14 protein-coding genes, 1 tRNA gene and 1 pseudogene are annotated in these 21,138 nt (G+C 41.9%); 7 read left to right on the forward strand and 9 right to left on the reverse strand.

Annotated features, from left to right (window positions below; genetic code table 11):
* Window position 1: 1 nt before the first annotated feature.
* The 5 genes from U735_RS0100650 to U735_RS0100670 all read left to right on the forward strand — a co-directional run bounded on the left by U735_RS0100650 (window position 2) and on the right by U735_RS0100670 (window position 5,104).
* Window positions 2-784, forward strand: coding sequence for an L-fucose dehydrogenase (locus U735_RS0100650; protein WP_031441980.1), 783 nt, complete (start codon window positions 2-4; stop codon window positions 782-784).
* A 66-nt stretch (window positions 785-850) separates the two neighbouring features.
* Window positions 851-2,161, forward strand: a complete 1,311-nt coding sequence (gene fucP / locus U735_RS0100655) for an L-fucose:H+ symporter permease (protein ID WP_031441981.1) — start codon at window positions 851-853, stop codon at window positions 2,159-2,161.
* 59 nt (window positions 2,162-2,220) lie between these two features.
* Window positions 2,221-2,550 carry an L-rhamnose mutarotase gene (locus U735_RS0100660; protein WP_031441982.1) on the forward strand — a complete coding sequence of 110 codons (330 nt, stop codon included), beginning with the start codon at window positions 2,221-2,223 and terminating at the stop codon, window positions 2,548-2,550.
* A 35-nt stretch (window positions 2,551-2,585) separates the two neighbouring features.
* Window positions 2,586-3,845 (forward strand): DUF6786 family protein, encoded by a 1,260-nt coding sequence (locus U735_RS0100665; protein WP_198036607.1) that lies wholly within the window; start codon window positions 2,586-2,588, stop codon window positions 3,843-3,845.
* A 98-nt stretch (window positions 3,846-3,943) separates the two neighbouring features.
* The gene (locus U735_RS0100670; protein ID WP_031441984.1) at window positions 3,944-5,104 is read left to right on the forward strand and encodes an alpha-hydroxy acid oxidase; all 1,161 of its coding nucleotides are present in this window, start codon (window positions 3,944-3,946) and stop codon (window positions 5,102-5,104) included.
* Window positions 5,105-5,157: 53 nt separating this feature from the next.
* Here the strand turns inward: U735_RS0100670 and U735_RS0100675 are convergent, their stop codons facing one another.
* From U735_RS0100675 to U735_RS0100710, 8 genes are all read right to left on the reverse strand, one after another.
* Complete coding sequence (locus tag U735_RS0100675; protein ID WP_031441985.1) at window positions 5,158-6,171, reverse strand: LacI family DNA-binding transcriptional regulator; 1,014 nt, start codon at window positions 6,169-6,171, stop codon at window positions 5,158-5,160.
* Between the two features lie 400 nt (window positions 6,172-6,571).
* On the reverse strand, window positions 6,572-8,056 hold the full coding sequence (locus tag U735_RS0100680; protein ID WP_031441986.1) for a sodium:solute symporter: 1,485 nt from the start codon (window positions 8,054-8,056) through the stop codon (window positions 6,572-6,574).
* Window positions 8,057-8,409: 353 nt separating this feature from the next.
* Entirely contained in the window at window positions 8,410-9,876 is a 1,467-nt protein-coding gene (locus tag U735_RS0100685; protein WP_051891805.1) for a sulfatase, read from the reverse strand.
* 331 nt (window positions 9,877-10,207) lie between these two features.
* Entirely contained in the window at window positions 10,208-11,425 is a 1,218-nt protein-coding gene (locus U735_RS0100690; RefSeq protein WP_198036608.1) for an exo-alpha-sialidase, read from the reverse strand.
* A gap of 63 nt (window positions 11,426-11,488) precedes the next feature.
* Window positions 11,489-12,649, reverse strand: a complete 1,161-nt coding sequence (locus tag U735_RS0100695; RefSeq protein WP_034248174.1) for a sialidase family protein — start codon at window positions 12,647-12,649, stop codon at window positions 11,489-11,491.
* 71 nt (window positions 12,650-12,720) lie between these two features.
* Window positions 12,721-13,908, reverse strand: coding sequence for a sialidase family protein (locus U735_RS0100700; RefSeq protein WP_051891806.1), 1,188 nt, complete (start codon window positions 13,906-13,908; stop codon window positions 12,721-12,723).
* Between the two features lie 91 nt (window positions 13,909-13,999).
* Window positions 14,000-15,781, reverse strand: coding sequence for an L-fucose isomerase (locus U735_RS0100705; protein WP_031441991.1), 1,782 nt, complete (start codon window positions 15,779-15,781; stop codon window positions 14,000-14,002).
* Between the two features lie 32 nt (window positions 15,782-15,813).
* Window positions 15,814-17,499, reverse strand: coding sequence for a ribulokinase (locus U735_RS0100710; RefSeq protein ID WP_031441992.1), 1,686 nt, complete (start codon window positions 17,497-17,499; stop codon window positions 15,814-15,816).
* A 288-nt stretch (window positions 17,500-17,787) separates the two neighbouring features.
* Between U735_RS0100710 and U735_RS0100720 the strand changes: the two genes are divergently transcribed.
* Together U735_RS0100720 and U735_RS0100725 are read left to right on the forward strand one after the other, a co-directional pair.
* A tRNA-Arg gene (locus U735_RS0100720) sits at window positions 17,788-17,859 on the forward strand.
* A 236-nt stretch (window positions 17,860-18,095) separates the two neighbouring features.
* Window positions 18,096-19,370, forward strand: coding sequence for a site-specific integrase (locus U735_RS0100725; protein ID WP_051891807.1), 1,275 nt, complete (start codon window positions 18,096-18,098; stop codon window positions 19,368-19,370).
* 343 nt (window positions 19,371-19,713) lie between these two features.
* Here U735_RS0100725 and U735_RS0100730 read toward each other — a convergent pair.
* Window positions 19,714-20,979 (reverse strand): annotated as a pseudogene (locus tag U735_RS0100730) (efflux RND transporter periplasmic adaptor subunit); the annotation flags it as partial.
* Window positions 20,980-21,138: the final 159 nt, after the last annotated feature.

A 21,138-nucleotide genomic window follows, 5' to 3' on the forward strand; every position in this document is an offset into this window, starting at 1 on the left:
AATGGATTTACAACTCAAGGATAAAGTAATTTTGGTAACTGGAGGTTCCAAAGGAATCGGCCATGGAATAAGCGTATTATTGGCAGCTGAAGGCGCAATCCCGGTCATTATTGGAAGGGATAGAAAAAGTATGTTGGAGGTGGTTGCGGATATTGAAAGAAGTGGTGGAAAAGCCTCTTTTGCCATGGCAGAACTTACCGATCCAGAACAATGCAAACTTGCCGTTGAAAGCACCGTTGAAAAATTTGGTAAGATCGATGGGGTGGTTAATAACGCAGGAATTAATGACGGGGTTGGATTGGAGAATGGGAATTATGAGGATTTTTTGAGGTCTATTAACCGTAACCTTACCCACTATTATTTAATGGCACATTATGCATTGCCAGAATTAAAGAAAACCCAGGGTGCCATTGTTAATATAGGCTCCAAGACCTCTGTAACCGGGCAGGGCGGAACATCGGGCTATGCCGCGGCCAATGGGGGTCGTAACGCAATAACACGGGAATGGGCCGTGGAACTATTGCCATATAATATACGGGTCAATGCGGTTATTGTGGCCGAATGTTACACCCCATTATACGATAGATGGATCAAGACTTTTGATAATCCGGAAGAAAAATTAAAGGCTATAACCGATAAAATTCCGTTGGGACAAAGAATGACTACGGCAGAGGAAATTGCAAGTACGGTAGCCTTTTTGCTTTCCAATAGGTCTAGTCACACTACAGGACAACTGCTCTTTGTAGATGGCGGATATACCCATTTGGACAGGTCAATTTCTTAAACACTTAAAAATAATAAACAACAAGGTAGACCAGATAATAATCAATTAACAATAATCAACAATTCAATGAAAGACCAAAGACCACCAGTAGTATCCAAGAAGGTACTAATTCCCTTTATTTTAATTACCTCCCTTTTCGCCCTTTGGGGCTTTGCCAACGCAGTTACCGATCCCATGGTACAGGCATTTAAAAAAGTATTGGAACTTTCAAATTCCCAGGCTGCTTGGGTGCAAATGGCATTTTATGGAGGTTACTTCTGTATGGCGCTTCCGGCTGCGCTTTTTGTGCGTAAATACTCTTATAAAGTGGGAGTTTTAATTGGGTTGGCCTTGTACGCAGGAGGGGCTCTATTATTCTATCCCGCGGCCATTACGGAACAATTTTGGTTTTTTTGTTTGGGACTCTATGTGCTTACTTTTGGATTGGCATTTTTGGAAACTACGGCCAATCCCTATATTTTGGCCATGGGCGCGCCCGAAACGGCTACCCAGCGTTTAAATCTGGCCCAGGCCTTTAATCCAGTAGGATTATTGTTGGGCTTGTTGGTGGCACAGCAATTTGTACTTAAGAAATTGCAGTCGGATGATATCGCGGATTATTCATCCCTTGATGAGGCTAAAAAAGCATTGATCAGGACTACGGACCTAATGGTAATTCGGGATCCCTATGTTATTCTGGGCTTGGTAATTTTGGCTGTTTTTGTCCTGATTGTTATAAGCAAAATGCCTCAGGCCAAGGATGAAGGTGGTGTTCCAAGTTTGGGGGATACTTTTAGCGGTTTGTTCAAGAATAAGAAATATGTGCTGGGTGTTGTGGCCCAAATATTTTACGTAGGTGCACAGATCATGTGCTGGACCTATATTTATCAATATGCAGAAGCTATAGGGATTTCTAGTGAGGATGCCGCCAATTACCAGTTTGCTGCCTTTATCCTTTTCTTGGTGGGCAGGGCCATTGGTACTTATATGTTACGATTTATGAGCCCGGGCAAACTGTTGATGTACTTTGCCGTATTTGCAACGCTATGTTGTGTAGGGACCATTTATATTGAAGGTATGATAGGATTGTACTGTTTGGTCGGAATTACCTTTTTTATGTCCCTTATGTTCCCTACCATCTACGGAATTGCTTTGAACGGACTAAATGAGGAGGAATCCAAGATTGGTGCAGCAGGTCTTGTGATGGCAATTGTAGGGGGGGCTTTAATGCCTAAACTGCAGGGAATGATTATTGATGCCGGGGGTAATGCAGTAAATGATATAAAGATAATGGGGGCCACCGAGGTGAATTTTTCCTTTATCCTTCCAGCCTTGTGTTTTGTCTATATCGCATGGTACGGATTAAGGGTATTTAAAAAATATGAACTAGCAGCTTAGGGTACAATTCTGCTACTTAGAGAGGATATTAATAATTATTAACTAAAAAATTTAAAGTGATGAAAAGATATTGTTTGGCGTTGGATCTTAAGGATGATCCTGAGTTGATCAAGGCCTATGATGACTACCATAAGGCGGTCTGGCCAGAGATCCTTCAAAGCCTTAGGGAATCGGGGATAAAGGACATGGAAATATATAGGGTGAGGAACCGTATGTTTATGATAATTGATGCGGATGATGATTTTTCCTTTGAAAAAAAGGCAAAGGTTGATGCAAAATATCCGGAAAATGAAAAGTGGGAGGTATTGATGTGGAAATACCAACAGGCACTTCCATTTGCAAAACCAGGGGAAAAATGGATGCTTATGGAAAAGGTTTTTCAATTATAAAAACCAAAAAAAAGCAAAAACTAAAAGATGGGAGCATGAAAAGTATAATTAATTTTTGCGGATCTGGAATGGTCCTTAGGTCAATGGTGTTTTGTACTCTTCTATGTTCTTTGGGATGTAAAACTAAAACTGAACAAAGTGCAAATACCTTGGGGAATGACGAGGTAGCATTTTCAAAGGGATCATATGGATATGACAGGGAGTTTTTATCCAGGCACTATAAAGACTTGGTAATTCTGGAAAATGGGGAGTCGAGCATCTTGATTTCTCCAGAACTTCAGGCTCGTGTTATGACCAGTACGGCCACAGGTGATGAGGGAAAAAGCTTTGGTTGGATCAATCATGATCTCATCAAGTCCGGAGAAAAGAACGAGCATTTTAATCCTACGGGTGGAGAGGAGCGTTTTTGGTTGGGACCTGAAGGCGGACAGTATTCCCTCTACTTTGAAAAGGATGCCAAGTTTGAGTTGGCCAATTGGTATGTTCCCAAGGAATTGGATACCGAAGCCTTTAATTTGGTACGAAGTACTGAAGATAAAGCCTTTTTTGAAAGGGATATGAAATTGGTGAATTATACCGGAACTACATTCGATTTGCGTGTTCAAAGGAATATTACACTTTTGGATAGGGAAGATGCTGCTGAAATTCTTGGGATCAATATTCCTGAGACCCTAAAAATGGTAGGATTTGCTTCGGAAAACAACTTGACCAATATTGGACCGGAGGATTGGGACAAGAAAACTGGCTTAATGTCCATCTGGATATTGAGCATGTTCAATGCTTCGGACCAGACCAGCATAATTGTACCATTCAAAAAAGGGGAGGATGAAATTTTGGGCAAGAAGGTAACGGACGATTATTTTGGGAAGATTCCCAAAGAGCGATTACAGGTCAAGGATAGTGTCCTATTTTTCAAGGCAGACGGAAAAGAGCGGGGTAAAATTGGAATTTCCCCCCAAAGGGCACTTCCAGTGATAGGGAGTTTCGATGCCAAAAACAAGGTACTTACCATTGCCAAGTTCAGCCTGCCCGAAGGTGCTACGGATTACGTTAATTCACTATGGGAGTTGCAGGAGTTTCCCTTTTCGGGGGACGCCGTAAATGCCTATAACGATAGCGGTGATTTAGGTCCTTTCTATGAATTGGAAAGCTCATCCCCAGCAATGGATCTAAAATCCAGTGAAAGTAGCAGCCATATTCATCGGACTTTTCATTTCGTTGGAGACGAAGGTGAACTGGACAAACTGGCCAAAGGAATATTGGGAGTGTCCATTACAGAATTATCAGGAGAGTAGTAAATAAAAATATCTTCTCCTTTCAGATTTTGCAATATTAATTTGGGAGCGGGAAAACAAAAGAAAAACATTCAAGAATAATTGCAGATTAAAATGCCATGGAGAAAAAAAAAGAAATAAAGATCAACAGCAAATATCCATCTGTTGTTGATTTGCGGAACAAAGCCCAAAAAAGGATACCCAAGTTCGCTTTTGAGTACTTGGACGGGGGTTGTAATGAAGATGTAAACCTACATAAGAATACTGCTGAAATTAGGGATATAGAGCTCTTGCCCTATTACCTTAGCAAGCATACCGGGTCCAGTATGAAGACCGAATTGTTCGGACATGTATATGATGCCCCGTTTGGAATTGCCCCAGTGGGACTTCAAGGATTAATGTGGCCCAATGCCCCTGAAATATTGGCTAAATCTGCCTTTGAACATAATATTCCTTTTATTTTAAGTACGGTGACCACCAGCAGTATAGAGCGCATAAGTGAGATCACCGAGGGTAGGGCCTGGTTTCAACTTTATCATCCTACAGAGGATGCCGTTAGGGATGACATTATTAAAAGGGCCGAGGCCGCAGAATGCCCTGTACTGGTTATTCTATGCGACGTGCCCACTTTTGGTTTCCGTCCTAGGGATGTGCGCAACGGACTGGCCATGCCTCCAAAAATGTCAGTAAAGAATATACTTCAGATAATGGGCAAGCCAAATTGGGCCATGCAGACCCTGATCCACGGGCAACCAAACTTCGAAACCCTGAAACCCTATATGCCAAAAGGCTTGGATTTGGCCCAATTGGGTAAATTCATGGACAAGACCTTTTCCGGGAGATTAAATGAGGAGAAGATTAAACCTATAAGGGATATGTGGAAGGGTAAATTGGTGATCAAGGGAGTTGCCAACGAGGCCGATGCGGAGAGTGCCATTAAACTTGGATTGGATGGTATTATCGTTTCCAATCACGGGGGTAGGCAATTGGATGCCGGTGAATCTACCATAAAGCCTTTGACAAGAATTGCAGCAAAATACGGTGACCAAATTAAGGTGATGATGGACAGTGGCCTAAGGGGTGGTCCGGATATAGCTAGGACCATGGCCAGTGGTGCGGAATTTACTTTTATGGGGCGTTCCTTTATGTACGGGGTAGCGGCATTGGGCGCCAAAGGTGGCGACCATACCATTTCACTTTTAAAAACGGAACTACAACAGGTAATGGAACAGATTTGCTGTGAAGAGGTAAAGGATTTTCCAAAGCATCTTATTTCATAGGAGTTTTTTTAGGAGTTCTATAGAACTAGTAGGCATTGGAACCCTAAAGGAATTTAGGGTTCCAATGAGCTGCTTTCCAATCTGGCGTCAAAAGATATCTGTTGCAACTCCAGGGTAGGTTCTTGGATCTGTTCTATTAGAATACGCAATGCTTTTTGTCCAATTTCCTTTATAGGTTGATGGAGATAGGGAATAGGGTCTTCCAAGAAATTGTACGATGAATTTTGGTCGAATACGACCACATCGACCTTTTTGAGTATTTTTCTGTCCAAGCCCAACATTTGAGTTAATCCTTCCTCGGCCAAGGTGTTGGTATGAAAATAGATGGCATCTACCCCAACATCCTGTACCAATTCTTTTACCACCCTTTTCATATCTGCTTTAAGGGACCTGTGATTAATTCTTTTGATCAATTCGGTATCTACGGTCAAGCCGGCCTTTTTAAGAGCTTCTACGTAGCCCTGAAGTCTTTCTTTGTAGTGGTGCAAGCTTGAATTGTAAAGCACGGCACCTATTTTTTTATTTCCCTTTCCCAGTAAATAATTGGTAGCCTGCATAGAGGCCTTAAAATTGTCTACGGTGACGTAATTGGTTTTAAGATCATTGAAAAATCTATCTATCAAAACAAAGGGAATTCCCGCTTTTGCCAGGTCGGCAATAATATCTTTGGAACCTTCGGGGGCCGCGATAATAAAACCATCGACCTGTCTCATTTTTAGAAAATCCAAAACTTTGTTGAATTTCTCTACCTTTTCGTCCGAAGATCCGAATATTACCGTATAGTCCTGGGAAAATGCCTCGTCCTCTATAGTCCTGGCCAAATTGGAGAAGAAGGGGTTGGAAATATCCGCCACTATAACTCCTATGGACCTTGTTTTGTTGGTTTTAAGACTTCTTGCATTCCAGTTGGGGTGATAGTTCAATTCCTTGGCTACCTCCCTTATTCTTTTTGCAGTCTTTTCGGATACCCTGTTTTCTTTTCCTTTATTGCTAAGAACATATGAAACCAAGGGTATGGAAACACCCACAATTTTTGCGATATCCTTTAATGATGTTTTAGGCTTCATGTTCGTCTTAGGTTAAAATTGTCGGTACCAATCAGATTTTAATTCGCTGTTAAACAATAAATTAACATGAGTTCGATATGTATTTTATTTAAAATCAGTTGTTTATATGACATCTGTCCGGTCGAGCGGAGTCGAGGCCTCATTGTAAATACATTACAGTAAAATAACCTCTCGACTCCTCTCGAGGGGACCGTAGCATTTAATATAACTTACATTAAATCAATGTGTTGATAATATTTTTATGTCGAACTCACGTTAAGTTATTTAATTTAGTGGGCAATAAATCCAAGATGTTAAAATTACGAAATTCATACTAAATAGAGATAATCTACCTTATGAGGTATTTGATTACATAATCCTATTGTTGCGCCCATTCAATCCCATAAAACTACTTTCTTATTTAATTTTCATAGATTTCATCGGTCTTTTTATTGAAAATGGATATCAGGAAGCCCACTAAGAATATGGCCGCGGTCCCAAATACAATGGTCAAATAGGTGTGGAAGGAAGCGCCTAGGGAATCCTCTCCGAAAAGCGTGCCGGATAGGCTCATCCAGACAATGACCAAAATACCTACCAATACCCCAATAAGGGCTCCTTTTACATTTTTAGTTTTGGAGAATAATCCCAAAAGTAGCAGCCCCAACATGCCCCCACTAAAAATGGAAGACAGTTTCCACCAGGCATCCAAGGCACTTTTTACATTGATCATAGCAATGGCAATAACGATCCCTATAACGCTAATGATAGCGGATGAAATATAGAGCACTCGCATGCCCTCTTTGTCGGACGCCGTCTTTTTAAAATATTTATTGTAATAATCCGTGAGAAAAACGGTTGCGGAACTATTAAAACTTGTTGATATGGTACTCATCCCAGCAGCAAAGATAGAGGCGATCATTAGTCCTGTTATCCCAGCAGGCAGGGCATTTACTATAAAATGGGGGAATACACTATCGCTCTTATTTATGTCCTGTAACTCTACGGGCAGGGTAGCTGCGGAATGGTAATAGGCAAAAAGCGAGGTGCCAATAAATAGAAATACCGCTGAAATAGGCAGATAGATCAGACCGCCTATCAGGGCCGATTTTCGGGCTTCCTTGTCAGATTTCGAGGCCATATATCGCTGAACATAATTCTGGTCTATACCATAATTCTGTAGGTTAATAAATATACCGTAAACAAGTACTACCCAGAAGGTAGGTTCGGTGAGACTAAGACTGAAACTTCCCAGTCCAAATTTATCATTCTCTGCAGCTATTTGGAAAACTTGTCCCGGACCTTCTGGCATATTAAAGAGAATAAAGCCAACACATACCACGGCACCAAAGATCAATATAATGCCCTGTATGGCATCTGTCCATAATACCGCTGTAATTCCGCCTAACATGGAGTAGATGGATACAACCAAACCGGTAAAAATAATGATGGTGACCATATCCCAACCAACAATGGCATTCAAGGTAAGGGCCAAGAGGTATAAGATGGTCCCTATACGCATTAACTGGGTCAATAAATAACACAGGGAGACATAGATTCTTGCCCAGGCCCCGAAACGTTGTTCCATATAGGTGTAGGCAGAAGGGCTATTGATCTTTCTGTAAAGGGGGACAAAATATTTTACTGCAATCAACGAGGCAATGGGAAGGGAAAGACTAAAAGCCAAGGCATTCCAATTGGATTGATAGGCGTTTCCCGGTAGTGCAAGGTAACTTATGCTACTTACAAAGGTGGCAAAAATGGACATGGTAACTACCCAGCCAGGGATATCGTTGTTGCCCATGGTGTAGGAGGAGGATGTTCTACTCTTCTTAAAAAACGAACCTCCGAAAAGGGCTATTCCCCCTATGTAAATGAAGAATACGATTAAATCTAAACTGTTCATTATTATTGGCTATTTAGTTTATTTGGTATAAGCTTTAAAAGTAGGATATTCGCGCTACTTAAGTGTTGGTTAATTGTAAATTCCTCAATTTGCTATAATGTTCAAAACAGAGGATTAATGAGTCGTATTAAATAAAATGGATTTTCAGACTGTTAATTATTGCTTTATCGATTAAGCAATGATAATTAATTATTTCCTGATTTCAAAAGAAAGTGGGTTTATTTTGAAAGAAGCCTATTGATTGTGGTTTAAATTTAACAATCTGCATATTCCCCAGCAGGAAAGGGTTTTATTTGATACTATATCTTGAAATCATCCAAATCCGAAATTTTTATTTTCTGCTAAGCCTTTCCCTACCAATTCCCTGGAACATACAAAGGATTATAACTGGGAAATTGGGCGTCTATATCCTTACGCCAGGTTTTAAGCTCCTCATATATTTTTTTTGCCTTTTCAGGATAGGTATCTGCAAGATTGTTTTTTTCGCCTAAATCCCTGTCCAGGTCATATAGCTCCAAATGGTCGTCCTCAAAATAGTGTATCAATTTCCAAGGGCCTTTACGAATGGCACTAACAGGGGAGGTTGTGGTATAATAATGGGGGGAATGCCAAAAAAGCGCCTCCCTTTCCAATGGCAATTTTGGGTCTTTTAGAACATGCATCAGCGAGATCCCATCATGCCGGTCAAGTTCTATTTGGGTCTTTTTCAATGCCGGAATTTCCATTAAAGTGGGAAAGAAATCGTTCGAGATCACAGGAGAATCACAGACGCTTCCTGCTTTGGTAATCCCTGGCCATTTTATAATCAGGGGTTCCCGTATTCCTCCTTCATATAAGGATCCTTTTCCTGAACGTAAAGGAGCGTTGTTGGCAACTGTCTCCCAGTCCTTGTATTTGCCAATTCTTCCCCCATTGTCCGAAAAGAAGATAACAATGGAATTGTCCGCGATTCCCGCATTATCTATCGCCTGTAGTACACGGCCGACATTTTCATCCAAACTAGCGACCATGGCGGCATATTCATAATTCTGATCTTTCATGCCCGGTTTAACCTTCTTTTTGTAGTATTCAACCAATTGAAGTTTCCCCTCTATAGGCGTGTGTACGGTGTGGTACCATAGGTTTAGAAAAAATGGGGTATTACTGTTTTCTTTTATGATCTGTACTGCCTTATCAGTAAGTGCATCGGTGAGGTAAGCGGGGGCCTTATTTTTTTCATCAGTGGACGCTGACCCTAAATCTGGGATATATCTATACTCATTTTGAAATTTTTGGCCTCTATAGGGCGACCAATAGGTGTCAGGGGCTCCCCACATTGTTCCTCCGATATTAACCTCAAATCCATGTGTTTGGGGATAATGGGCGGCGTCTCCCAAATGCCACTTTCCAACATGGGCCGTGAAATAGCCGGCCTCTTGAAAAACTTCGGCAATGGTGGTTTCGTCCAATGGCAAATTGCCAACGGTAGCCGGGGCCACCAATTTATCTTTGTTATTTGGAGTTGGTGTTCCTGAATTCTCATGCCATGTGGTCATATGTAATCTTGCCGGAAATTTTCCGGTCATTATAGATGCCCGGCTGGGAGTGCAAATAGGAGCTGCGGCATAGGCATTTGTAAATTTCATTCCCTGCTTGGCCAAACGATCCAAATTAGGAGTTTCATGTAGATCGCTACCGTATCCACTCAGGTCTGACCAACCTAGGTCGTCCGCAAGAATAAATACCACATTTAATTTTTCAATATCTTCTTGGGCCAAGGCTGGATAGGCAAAAAAAATAATAAGTAAACAAGTCTGAATTTTTATTAAAATATGTCCCATTCTAATTAACCTGAGTTCCATTTATATTTAATTGTTAATGAGTTATTTATGATAAACTTGTACGGTCGATCCTGCCTATCGGTAGACAGACGAATCCCGATATTATCGGAAGAGATCTCAATTAAAAATCGTTATGTACAATAACCTCTCGACTCCGCCTGCCTTCCGCAGGCTGGCTCGAGGAGACAGTAGTAATTTTTTAATTTACAGAAAATCAATGTCTTGTAATTATTTCTTATGTCGAATTCACGCTAATTAGGTTTATGGTGTTTTCCGATACGGATGTTCAAATTTCAATTATTCCCTTCATTGGGCTAATCAATTATGATATTTAATCCATAGTAATTTTATCCAAATCCGAGACCTTCACTTTTACCACTTCAATTTTTTGTTTGGCATCTCCGGCAAAGGCTATCAATAGATATCCATTATGCTCCAACACATGGGGGTAATCTATGTGTCTTCCTCCAACCAAATACCCCATTTTTGTAAATACCATGCCATCTTCGCTGATGGCCAAGGTTAAAGGGTCCCTTTTTTTATAATTGGAATTGGAAACAAGAACATATCTTCCATCCTGTAATCGCAGGCCGTGGAATTTGGACCTTGCGTCCGGAAAGTTGGTTTGTACAGGTGAGCTCCAAGTACGGCCATTGTCCGTTGAAAAGGAGCGATACAAGTACCCGCTTTTGCGATTGTCCCTAAAAAGCGCCATCAGGTTTTTATTGTCGGGCAAGATCCACCAGTAAGGTTCCTCCGCTTCCAGATGTGTACTTGTTCCAAAAACTGGGTAGACTTCCCACTGATTAAAATGCTCTTCTGCCCCTACCATAAAATCGACCCCACTTTCCACATAATCAAAAGATCTGCGCGACATTAGCCACTCCCCCGTAGGTAATCTTTTGGGAGGAAAATTATTGATTGCATTTTCCATAACTAATCCATGGGGTTCCCAGCTCTGGCTTTCTTTGTTCCACTTAAAGGCATGTAGACTGAGGGAGGGACCAAAAAAACCTGCGGCCTCGTCCAGGGAGGCCAAGGCCAAAAAATCGCCCTTATATTCCCAAAATCCTCTTGAAATCCACCTTAGGCCCTCATCCGTTCTTGTATTATAATGGGGAGATCCCGGCTCTGAACCTTCAGGATAGGAGGTAAGGAATTTTGGTTTTTCCCAGTTTAGGCCATCCGTGCTGGTGGAGTATTTTACCACTTGTCCCGCCCTATCCTCAACCCCTGGGCCATCGCTCCACATAAGCCAATAACGATTGTCATAGTAGGCCAGATAATTGTGTTGGTTAACTCCCTCTGGGGTAACATCGCTTACCACAGCATGCTGCAGAGAGATCTTGGGAAGTTCATCAAAATCAATTTGATGGGGGTCCTTTAGCCAATCTCCTTCTAGCATCAGTTTGGAACTTGGATTGGTAAGCGGATCCGGATAATCTATAGTTTTATTCCCTTTACAACCAAAGAACATGATGGTAATTGCAAACAACAGCATTATAACAGCTGTGAAATACAGTTTTACTACACCCTTCAAATTTTTCATCTTCATTTCTTGGTTATAAAAAGCTTTCCCATACTATCCAATCTTCTTTTTATCTATTACTAACTACAACTGCTTAGGATCTATGACCACATGTTTTACGGACTGTCTTAGATAGGTGTAGGTGATCTGCACCAAGCCATCCGAAGTCTGTATAATGGCCGGATAGGAATAGCCAGACTCTGCCGGAACATTTTCCAAGGTCATTACGGGTTTCCAATTGATGCCATCGTCCGATATGGCCAGATTTATCATATTTCTGCCTTTGGGCTCTTCCCCTTCCTTTGTGGTGTGATTGTATATAAGTAATTGCCTGTTATCTGTCAGGGTTACGGCATCGGTTCCCGAATTGGGATTGGGAAGTTCGGTAGCCGTCATTTTACTCCAGGTCTGGCCTCGATCCTCGGACCAACTTTGGGAAATTACATTTTGTCTTGTTCTGCACAATACCTGCATTTGCCCATTGGGATAGGTAAGTATACTGGGCTGAATTGCATCAAACTCTTTCCCATCATTAATGGGCCCCACTACCTCCCAGGTCTTGCCATTGTCCTTGCTTATTTCAAAATGTACCATCCAATCCACATCTCCGTCCTCTAGCATAATTTCTGTACTGCTAGGGCTAATGATAGTGCCGTCCTCCAATTGAATGGGCTTGTTCTTGACAGGGCCCAACAAATGACCAATTTTCGGGTCCGTTCCCATTTTTTCCGGTTTGGACCATGTTATTCCCCCATCGGAAGATGTCATCAACATGCCCCACCAAGTCCTTGGGTCTGGTCCCTCTTTATAAAATAATAACAAAGGTCCTTCCTTGGGTTGAAATAGCACTGGATTCCACAAGGGGTAGCGCAATGTGTCGTTTTGTACTCCATTGGCGACTTCTTCCGGCCAGGTCCATTTGCCATCCACCATTCTAGATACCCGGATCCCCACATCCGGATTTTTCTCATGGGTACCCGCAAAAAATGCGCTTACAAGACCAGTCGGGGTTTCCACTATGGTAGAGGCATGGCATTCCGGAGTGGGTTTATTGTCCAAAGGGTAGATAAGCTCCCCGCTTAGATAGGCACCCTGCCCAGGTTGGGACAAGGGAGGTAAAGTGAACTTTCCGGTGATGTCGTTGCCACTTTTAAGTTCTTCTGTAGTGGCAGTTTTCTCCGTTTTGTTCTTGCAGGAAATGATGATAAAAGTCAGTGCTGTTAGAAAATAGTGAATGCTTCTCATGGTCATTTTTGTTTTATTTATCAATCAATAATTGGGAACTTATATCAGGCTTTAGTTTGTTATAATGAACTTTAATTTTCAAAGGATGGTGGATCCCAAATGGTGGCCGCAATATAGCGTTCAGGACCAGTATCCTTGTCCATAAAATAATAGAGGGCTACAATTTTACCATCTGCACGCTGTACTACCCTTGGATAGCCAAGATCTTTTCCGGATCCGTCGTCGCGTAGCACATAATCCTTGCTCCATGTACGTCCATTGTCATTGCTAATTTTGGCTCTGATCTCGCTCTTGTCCCGATTGTTTTTGATATCCTCTTCCAGGGCCCGGTATCCATAGATCAGGCAAATTCTTCCATCTTTCATTTTTACCATGGCGGGGGGATTGCCCTGGCCACAATTCTCCACCGGGTTGGCCAAGGGTTGCCAAGTTGCGCCATTGTCTTGGGAAAGATAGGCATCTATAAATCGGCCAGATTCTTCCCTTCTGCGAGTGGTGACCAATATTTCCGTATCGGATATTCTAACGGATGCGGGCATAATGGAAAAACCATCAGGTTCCGGACCTATCCAAGAAACGAAGTCCCAATTTTTCCCGCCGTCAACAGTTTTTACACCCATAACCCGACCCTCTTTTCCATTGGCCTTTGCTGCGGTAAGAAAAAGCATGCACTCATTTCTGCTATCAATGATATAGTCGGTCCGTGCCCCAATACCCGGTGTTCCAAAATTGGGAAGTCCAAATGGGCCCTTCCAGTCCTTCCCTCTGTCATAGGAATACCAAATACGGGATTCGGCGCCGTGGTGGTCGGTCATACGCACCGTAAAAGCCAGATTGGGATGAGTGAAATCGATTTGTTCGGCCGGAATCGGTTCCGGTGCTTTAACATCTTTTCTCATTAGGCCATGATAACTTCCGTTATCGGGAACCACAAGGTCTCCATCCCCAGCACCAGGGTCTTCCAACTTCCATGTTTCACCTCCGTCAAGACTTCGTGCCAGCACATGTAGCTCCGGATTTTCCTTGTCGAAATTATGACGATCGGGTCCCAAATCCTTGTAATTGCCTTTGGAAAATCCAACCAAAATCTCATCGCCCCAATTCCAGACCTCATGGTTGGCCGGCCAGCCGCCGAACATGCCCGGTTCATAATAGACTTTTACATGTTTTACCGATCCTTGTGCAAGCTGGGCTTGTAGATTTAGTGTCAATGAAAAGTACAGCAGCGCAATAATCCAGGTGCATTTATTGGTAATCATATATTTAGTTTCAGGGTGAGGGCATAATTTTAATTTTCTTCAATATATAAAATATGGTCGTTCCTTGCAGTCCGAACAATTTTTTACAAGCCTAATAAAGCGGGCCGTAATTCTTACATGCCCTGTAATCGGCAGCTTCCTGATCCATCCCAAACGAAGCCCAGTCCTTGGGTCTAAAAATACGTTCGGGTTCTACATTGTGCATATTTACCGGAATCCTGAGCATGGAACAAAGTGTTATTATTTCGTCCCCAAAATGGCCATAACTGAAAGCGCCGTGATTGGCTCCCCAATTGTTCATAACGCTGTACACATCCTTGAATGCTTGGTCATTGTTCAATTTAGGGGCAAACCAAGTGGTGGGCCAGGTTGGATTGGTCCTTGCATCCAAAGTATTATGTACTTCCTCAGGAAGATCTACCGTCCATCCTTCCACGATTTGCATAACCGGCCCAAGGCCTTTTATCACGTTGATCCTGCACATGGTTACCGGCATTTCGCCTTTGGTGACAAAATGGGAAGAGTATCCTCCGCCACCAAAGTATTCGTACATGGCAGGAGGCCAATCTGTGGCTTCCAAGCATTTTTCCGCTTCGGTTTCCGATATTTCCCAGAAGGGTTTCATGGCCGGTTTCCCATCTATTTCCTGTTGTCCGGTACCATCCAGCGTGGATGAACCTGAATTGATGAGGTGTATAATTCCATTGGCCGCCTTGCCCTTGAGCTCGTGACCAGTGACCCTTTCTACTGAAGCCGGACTCCAATAGGTCCTAACGTCCGAAAACATCTGTGCCTGATTGGTAAGTAGATAGCCAAATAGCATGGAGATGCCGTTTAGGCTGTCATTTTCGGTCGCCATCATATAAGGGGGGCGGATTCCGCCCCAATCAAAGGAGGAGTTTAGTATGGCTTCCATAAAATCCCCGTTCGGCATATAGTCGTTCCACTGTCGTTGTCCTTGGAATCCGGCGGCTATGGCACCGTGACCCAGGGACTCTTCCCCAAAGCCCAATGCAGCCAATTTGGGGTTGCCGATCATAAGATCTCGGGAGATAAGTGTCATTTTTACCACGGTCTCCCATTCTTCATCCATACGCTCCCTAGATTTCTGTATTTCTTTCGCATTGTAGTTTTTACCTTCTTTGCAATGCTCTTTGGTCCATTTTATGGCTTTTTCAAATTCTTCAGGATCAAATATTCCGAGTTGCATACGGCGGTTAACCTCGCTCATATCCACATATTCGTTCCTCATGCCCAAGTAGTCCTGAAAGAAACTCTCATTTACAATAGATCCGGCAATTCCCATGGACACAGAGCCTATGGATAGGTAGGACTTTCCGTTCATCATGGCAACGGCCAGTCCGGCTTTGGTAAATTGCAGCAATAGTTTTTGAACGTCCTCGGGAATGCTTTCATCGTTGCCGTCCTGTACTTCTTTGCCATAGATGCTAAAGGCCGGCACCCCTTTTTGGGCATGGCCGGCCAAGGCGGCGGCCAGGTAAACGGCTCCTGGTCTTTCGGTACCGTTGAAGCCCCAGATGGCTTTTGGTCGGGTTGGATTCATGTCTATGGTCTCGGTGCCATAGCACCAGCAAGAAGTTACCGTAATGGAAAGCCCTACGCCTTCCCTAAGGAATTTTTCCTCACATTTTTGTGCTTCCGGGACCCTGCCAATGGTAGTGTCGGCAATAACGCATTCTACCCTGCTGCCGTTATAGTTTCTTAGGTTGTTGGAAAGGAAATTGGCCACACGTTCGGCCATGGCCATGGTGGTCTGTTCCAATGATTCCCTTATACCGCCCAGACGGGCATCGATTACAGGTCTTATCCCTACTTTGGGTATTGCTCCTAGATGGTTGTATTTGTTTTGCATTACTTTAATTTTTGTGTATTGAATTTTGTCTTTTAGACTTTCTGTAATTCTTGGGTTTCTATAAAGTCGCCCAAGGTGCCGTATTGTTCATACAGCTCCATATATTTTTTGACATTTTCCGGGATGGGGAGGTATTCTTTTTGAAATCCGCTGCCCATTGCATTTTGTGCTTCAAGAAAGGTCTTATAGATTCCCGAGGCCACCGCTGCTGCCATGGCTGCACCAAGGGCACAGGTCTGTTCCGATTTAATTATCCGAATGGGAAAGTTTAGGACATCGGCCAGGATCTGCATTACGAATTCCGACTTTTGGGCCACTCCGCCGATGGCGATAATGCCGTCTATACGGACTCCCTCAGCTTGGAATTGTTCCACTATTTTTTTGGAACCAAAAGCCGTGGCCTCTACCAATGCCCTAAAGATGTGCGGGGCCGTAGTTCCCAAGGTCAGGCCCTGAATGGCGCCTTTAAGATTTTGATTGGAGTCCGGCGTTCTCCTGCCGTTCATCCAGTCCATCGCAATTATTCCGGAGGTATCGATTTCTATTTTACTGGCGGCCAATGTCAATTCGTTAAGGATGCCATCGGCCATTTCTTCCATTAATTTGGCTTTGGTTTCTGCCTCCAATAAGCTGCTGTTCCCTATAATTTTGTTTGCGGGCCATAGCAACAACTCCCTAAACCAGGCATAAAGATCGCCAAAGGCGGCTTGTCCTGCTTCGAGTCCTATCATGTTCGGAATAATGGAGCCATCTACCTGTCCACAGATACCGCGGATAGCTTTTTTTCCTATTTCCTCTGTGGGAGCAACAATCATATCGCAGGTAGAGGTGCCGATCACTTTTACCATATGATATGGTTTTATGGCACTGCCAATGGCCCCAATATGGGCGTCAATAGAACCACTACCGATAATTACATTCTTGGGCAGGCCCAGAATCTGTGCCCATTCCGCGGAAATTGTACCCACGGCATGGTCGGAAGTGTAGGTATCGGTATATAACCTATCCCTTAATCCGGTCAATAGAGGGTCCAGCTCTGTCCAAAATGCGTCGGGAGGTAATCCGTCCCAGTCGGGGTGCCACATGGCTTTGTGCCCTGCCGCACACCTGCTTCTTTTTAATTTTAGGGGGTCGGTATTTCCTGTAAGGAGGGCCGGAATCCAGTCGCAGTGTTCTATCCATGAGAAGGCTGCTTGGCGGACGGTTTTATCTACTCTCAGGGTGTGTAGGATCTTGGCCCAAAACCATTCCGAGGAATATTCCCCTCCACTGTATTTGGTATAGTCAATTCCATTTTCATGGTGTGCCAATGCGTTGATTTCTTTGGCTTCCTCAACTGCTGTATGGTCTTTCCAAAGTATAAACATGGCGTTTGGATTTTCCTCAAAGCCTGGGAGCATTGCCAAAGGGGTTCCCTCCTGGCTAATAGCTATGGGCGTTGAGCCGGTGGTGGCCACGGAAATAGCGGCTATGCCGTCTATGACTTCTTGGGAAAGTGGAGCTATGGCCTCTTTGACGGCTTTTTTTAGGCCATCAATGTAATCCAAGGGGTGTTGTCTAAACTGATTGGTTTCCGGTTGGCAGTACATGCCTTTGCCCCATCTTTCGTATAAGGCAACGGCCTGACCCATAATTTTGCCATTGCTGGTATCTATTATCATGGTCCTTACGGAATCCGTTCCATAGTCGACCCCAAGGGTATATTTCCGGTTTTGCATAAGTGGTTTGGATGAATTATTTAGATTAATTTAAACGTTTAAGCAGGCAATGTAAAAAATTATCTCCATACTGCTGTTATAAATCCAATTTTTTAACAAATGGGGATATTGGTGAGTAAGTGTGGAATTTTGAAGCTTAAAAACGGAATTTTGGGCTGTTCTAAGGTAGAAAGGCATCGAAAAATCGCAGTCCATTGCAATTATTCAAAAACTATCTATAAAGTATCGAGTTTTTTTATCAAATAAATTTTATTTTTGCACCCGCGGTTTAAATATTTAACTGCGAATGGCCTCATAGTTCAACGGATAGAATAGAAGTTTCCTAAACTTTAGATCCAAGTTCGATTCTTGGTGAGGTCACTTTTTAACTTGTAAAGTGGGTTAAATTAATGCAAATTTAACTGATTTACAGTGTTTTAGATAAATTTTGATATCAAATGGGTTTATTTGATATCAAAGGATAGAGTTCACAAATCGTCAACATTTTTTTCAAATGTTTTCGTAACTTGAAGCAACTTATTTTCAAGGTCTAAGATGAACTATTTTTGGTGATTTGACTTTCGTCTTCAATTAAGTTCAACTTAAAGAGGATTGTTATGCGCTCTACCACAACTTTTTCTATCCTATTCTGGATATACGCCAAAAGAACTAAGAATAATCTTGCTCCGCTCTATGCAAGAATAACCGTAGATGGGAAAAAGCTCAATATTAGCCTTAAAAGGCGAATCGATATACAGCTTTGGAACCCTCAAAAACAAAGGATAAGGGGAACAGGCAAAACTGCAAGGGACCTCAATCAGTACTTGGACGAGGTGCATTCTAAACTATTTCAATGTTATCAGGAATTAAGGGCGGAGGATAGGCGTATTACTCCCCAGATAATCAAAGCCAAATTTGTTGGGGATGCTAAAGTGGTGCATTATACCTTAAAGGATATTATTGAGTATCATAATACCAAAATGTTCCACAAACTTCATTACAATACTTCAAGGCTATACCTCATTAGCCAAAAGTATATCTTACTTTTTTTAAAAAAAGAATACAAAATGGACAACATAGAGTTATCCGAACTCGACTACCAGTTTATCTTGAATTTTGAGAATTTCCTCCGTGGTCATACTCCTAGGCATTACCAAAAGAAAATAGGAAATAATGCGGTTATGAAACATATACAGCGACTTCGCAGAATGGTTACCCTGGCCTATCAAATTGAATGGATAGACAAAGACCCTTTCCGTAAATTCAGACAAAAATTGGTTCCCACACACAGGGGATTTTTAAATGCCGAAGAACTAAAGGATTTGGAGGAATTAAATATTGACTCCGAAAGGTTAAAGACCGTAAGGGATATGTTTATATTCAGTTGTTATACTGGTATTAGCTATGCAGACTTAATGCTTTTGACCAAGAATAGTGTGGTACTGGGTGTGGATAAAAGCTATTGGATCATTACCAAAAGGCAAAAAACAGGAAATGCAGTCAAGATCCCTCTTCTATCAAAAGCATTGGATTTGATAAAGCGTTACATCAATGATAAACGGTCTATGATCAACGGTACCTTATTCCCAAAAATCTCAAATCAAAAACTAAATGCTTATTTAAAAGAAATAGCCGAGCCTGCGGGAATTCAAAAGAACCTTACATTTCATATGGCGAGACACACCTTCGCAACCACTGTCACCCTGACAAATGGGGTGCCCATTGAAACCATTTCCAAAATGTTGGGCCACACCAAACTGGCAACAACTCAAATTTACGCTAAGGTCATCGAGAGAAAGGTATCCGATGATATGCAGATGTTAAGGGAGAAATTGGAAGAAGTTCATGAAGGTGGTATACGGGAATTAGAAAATGAATCGAATTGGAAATAAAAATTGGATATTGTTTAGCTACTTACCCTTATAAATTTTTAAACATAAGAATTATATATTTCTTTGAAGTCAATTGATGTTTGGTTTAGTACGTTAAATGGCATAGACAATAAGGCCATAGAACATGTTGGTAATAAATACACTCGAGCTTCTTTGACTAGAATGCTCAATTATACTCTGGGTTTTTAGGATATCATTTAATCTTTCTAATATGCTTTTTTTTTGTGAGAATTATTTTGTCATAATGGTTCAACCAGCATACATTATGGTATTTTTTATCTTGTTCAAAAGATCACATTTTATACCCCACAAAACTTTTGATTTAGTAATTGGAAACTTAGTTCATCCCTTCATGTCCTTCATGGCCAGTCATTGTTTTTCCGCTTTCTTTATTCATCATTGATTTTTTGCCCTGCAATTGTGCTGCTGCATCTATAGTGAATGTGCCATTGGTGACTATTTCATCACCATCGTCCAAACCATTTAAAACTTCATAATTTTCTCCAATGGGAATGCCTAATTTAACTTCTCTCATCTCAAAAACTGGTTTGTCGGGATTTGTTTTAATATAGACTACGGATCGTTCGCCTGTCCATAAAATGGCAGATGAAGGAATATTTAACACTTGTCCTTTAGTTGGTGTGGTAGTCTGAATTTTACCTTCGACAAACATACCAGGTTTAAGGATGTTTCCCGTATTATTTAATACAACTCTTAATTTTACCGTTCTTGTTTGCGGATCCAATACAGGGTCTATGAAAGATACATTGCCTTTGATTTTCTGGTTAGAATAGGCATTTGTAGTAATAGTTATTTCTTGTCCTTTTCTGAATAAATCAATCTGATTTTCATATACATCGAAATTTGCCCAAACGGTATTTAGTTTTGCGATTTTTAAAAGTGGTTGTCCCTGTTTTATATAGTCGCCTTGCTCTACCAGTTTTTCTGAAACTGTACCGGAAACGGTAGCGTATACTGGGAAATTCTCCAAAACTTTTCCTGAAGTTTCAATTTTATTAATTTGACTTTCGGATAGTTTCCACAGTTTCAATTTGTTTCTAACAGCTTCGTACAAAGCTGGTTGGGATTCTTTTAAAGTACCTGCCGTAATCAACTCTTGTTGGGCAGCATATAGTTCTGGCGAATAAATAGTGGCCAATAATTGTCCCGTGCGAATCTCTTCTCCAGTAAAACTCACATTCAAGCGTTCTATTCTTCCAGAAAAATAACTCACTTGGACTGCATTGGAATCTTCATTTTCAACAATCTTCCCCGACAACTTCAAGGCATTTCCATTTGATGATCTAACGTTTACCGTAGTTGTTTGGATATTGGCCAACGCCATTGCGTTTTCAGTTAGCTTAAATTGGTCTGCCAACAAACCTTCTTCTCCACTTTCTGCAGGAATTAGATCCATGCCACAAATAGGGCAATCGCCCGGTTCTGTTTGCATAATCTGTGGGTGCATGGAACAGGTCCACATCTCACTGTGTTCGGCCACGTCATTATGATTATGTTCTGTTTCGTTATTGGAAGAATTGCCAAAGAACAACCCACCTAGGAGAAACCCCAGTGCTAATATTCCGAAATATATGATATACTTTTTCATCTGTTCATATTTATTGTTTTTTATCGGTCAGACCTGCCCGAATTCTTCATTCAGGCGGGTGTAATATCCAAGTAATTATTTTGTCCAGATAATTATCGGGAGGTTTTAAAATTTTGCTAATGGATATTTCATCTGTTTATAAATTTTTTAATTACTTCT

Origin of the sequence: Arenibacter algicola, assembly GCF_000733925.1 — a bacterium.
Lineage (GTDB): Bacteria > Bacteroidota > Bacteroidia > Flavobacteriales > Flavobacteriaceae > Arenibacter > Arenibacter algicola.